Genomic DNA, 2,881 nt, shown 5'->3' on the forward strand with positions numbered 1-2,881 from the left:
GCATCGGGCACCACCTCCTTGCGGACGCGGCCCTCCTGCACGGCGGGAAAGTCGTAGCCCGTGGCCCAGACCCGGGCGGTGAACTCCTCCCGGAAGGTGAAGGCGCCGCCCTTGAAAGCCTCGAACGCCACCTGACGGTCACGAAAATACTCGTACCGAATGGCGTCGAAGTTGTTCTGGCCGACATTCACCGGCAGCTCGGCGCCCCAGTAATCCTTTACCCGCTCCAACTCGATGAAGCGGCCCGCCTCCACGCGTCCGACCTGGTAGGGCCCGGAGCCGAGCGGCGGCTCCAGGGAAGAGGCCTCGAAATCGCGCTTGGCGTAGTAGGCGGCGGAGAACACCGGCAGGGTGGCGACGAAGAGGGGCAGATCGCGGCTGCGACCGGGCGCGAAGCGCAGGGCCACCGTGGCGTCGTCCTCGGCCACAGCCTCGGACAGGTCGCGGATCACCTGCGAGATCTCGGGGTGGCCCTTCTCTTTCAGGAGGCGCATCGACGCCGCCACGTCGTGGGCGGTCAGGCGCGTGCCGTCGTGGAAGCGGGCCTGCGGCCTCAGGCTGAAGCGATAGGTCAGCCCGTCCTCGGAGACCTCCACCGTGCGGGCGAGGAGGCCGTAGAGCGCATCGGGTTCGTCCAGCGCCCGGACCATCAGCGAATCGAAGGTCAGGTTCATGCCGGCGGCGCCGTCGCCGCGCAGGACGTAGATGTTCAGGGTGTTGAAGGTGTCGGAAGCCTGGTTGCCCATCGTGGACGCAAGCTGCGCCGAGAACCGGCCCCCGCGCGGCGCGCCCGGATTGACGTAGTCGAAGTTCGGGAAGTCGGGCGGGTACTTCAGGTCGCCGAAGCTCGACAGGCCGTGGCTGGTGCGGCCCGCCGCCCGGGTTGGCGCGGGGAGGACCAGGGTGGCTCCGAAAGCGCCGGCGCCCGCGACGACAGTGCGCCGGGTCGGACCGGCGCTCAACGCGGCGCCCCGGTCTTGGCCGCCAGAGTCTCGTCGTACCACCAGGTCGCGGGGAAGCCAGAACTGCCGTATTTCGGCAGTACCTCAGGATGCCCGAAGCGGTTCCAGCGCAGGGTGCGCGAGACGTTCGAGCCCCATTGCGGCACCACGAAGTTGTGGGCCAGCAGCACCCGGTCGAGGGCGTGGGTCGCCGCCAGCACACCGGGACGGTCCTTCGCGAAGATCACCTTTTCCAACAGGGCGTCGATGGCCGGATCCTTGATGCCGATGAGATTGCGCGAACCGGCCTTGTCGGCGGAGGCCGAGCCCCAATACTCGCGCTGCTCGTTGCCCGGCGAGAGGGATTGCGGCCATGAACTGGTGGTGATGTCGAAGTCGAAGGCCCGCAGACGATTCTGGTACTGGGCCTGGTCGATCACCCGCAGGGAACTGTTGATGCCGATCAGCTTGAGCTGCGCCGCGTAGGGCAGCACGACCCGCTCGAACACGCTCTGGAATTCCAGAAATTCGACGGTGAGCGGCTCGCCGCTCTTCACGTCGGTCATCTGGCCGTTGCGCAACTCGTAGCCGGCCTGCTTCAGGAGGCCGACGGCCTCGCGCAGGTTGGCGCGCACCGCGTCCGGCGTGCCGTTGACGGGGTTGGCGTAGGGCGTGGTGAAGACGGCCGGCGGGACCTTGTCCTTCACGGATTCGAGGATCGCCAACTCGTCGCCCTCGGGCAGGCCGGAGGAGGCGAGTTCCGAGCCGAAGTAGTAGGAGTCGATGCGCTTGTAGAGGCCGAAGAACAGCGACCGGTTCATCTCCTCGAAGTTCATCGCAAGGTTGAAGGCCCGGCGCACCCGCGGATCGGCGAACTTGGCCCGACGGGTGTTGAGCACGAAGGCCTGCATGTTGCCGTTGCCGCGATCGGGGAACTCCTCCTTGATCAGGCTGCCCTCCTTCACGGCGGGGAAGTTGTCGTAGGCCGTGGCCCAGTTGCGGGCGACGTTCTCGGCCCGGAAATCGAACAGGTCGCCCTTCAGCGCCTCGATCAGCACCGTCGCATCGCGAAAATACTCGTTGCGCAGGGTGCCGAAGTTGTTGCGGCCGACATTCACCGGCAGGTCCTTGCCCCAGTAATCCGCTACCCGCTCGTAGGTGGCGCTGCGCCCAGCTTCGAACTTCGACAGGCGGTAGGGGCCGGACCCCAGGGGAATCTCCAGGGTGGTCTGGGTCACGTCGCGCGGACGCCCCTGCGCGTCGGTGCCGGTCCACCAGTGCTTGGGTAGCACGCGCAGCTGGCCGAGCACCTGGGGCAACTCGCGGTTGCCGGCCTCCGCGAAGGTGAAGGTCACCTCCCGCGGGCCGGTGACGGCTGCCTTGCTCACGGTCTGATAATAGGCCGCATAGAACGGGCTGTTCGCCTTCAGGACATCGAAGGACCAGACCACGTCCTCGGGCGTCACCGGCTTGCCGTCGTGCCAGCGGGCGCCCTCGCGCAGGCGGTAGGAGACCGCCGAAAGGTCGTCGGCGAGGCGCACGCCCTCGGCGAGGAGGCCGTAGGAGGTGAACGGCTCGTCGGCCGATTCCGTCATCAGCGTATCGTAGATCTGAACGATCCCGCCCTCAAGGTCGCCCTTCAGGCCGGAGACCACGTAGTTGAAGTTGTCGAAGCCCCCTTGCGCGCCGAGGCGCACGAGGCCGCCCTTCGGGGCCTTCGGGTCGGCATAGTCGAAATGCTTGAAGTCGGGGCCGTATTTCGGCGCGCCCATCAGCGTGATCGCGGGCATCCAGGCGCCGTTCGGCGCGTGGGATTCCGGATCGGGGGCGGCCCGGGCGGGCAGGCCGCAGGCCAGGAAGGCGAGGGCGGCGACGAGGCGTCCGATCAGGGCAATTCGCATCACGGGCAGGCGGTCTCCGGATTCCGGGGGCGCGGTTCG

General features: G+C 67.8%; 2 protein-coding genes. Both read right to left on the reverse strand.

What is annotated here, in order from left to right:
- Positions 1-962: extracellular solute-binding protein (locus tag K2X24_RS12770; protein ID WP_292498606.1), on the reverse strand; the 962-nt coding region annotated here is incomplete at its 3' end.
- A complete protein-coding gene (locus tag K2X24_RS12775) occupies positions 959-2,842 on the reverse strand; it encodes an extracellular solute-binding protein (RefSeq protein WP_292498608.1) in 1,884 nt (627 codons plus the stop codon). The genes K2X24_RS12775 and K2X24_RS12770, both read right to left, overlap by 4 nt.
- Between the last annotated feature and the right edge of the window lie 39 nt (positions 2,843-2,881).

The sequence above is a fragment of the Methylobacterium sp. genome, from assembly GCF_019750675.1.
Classification (GTDB): Bacteria; Pseudomonadota; Alphaproteobacteria; order Rhizobiales; family Beijerinckiaceae; genus Methylobacterium.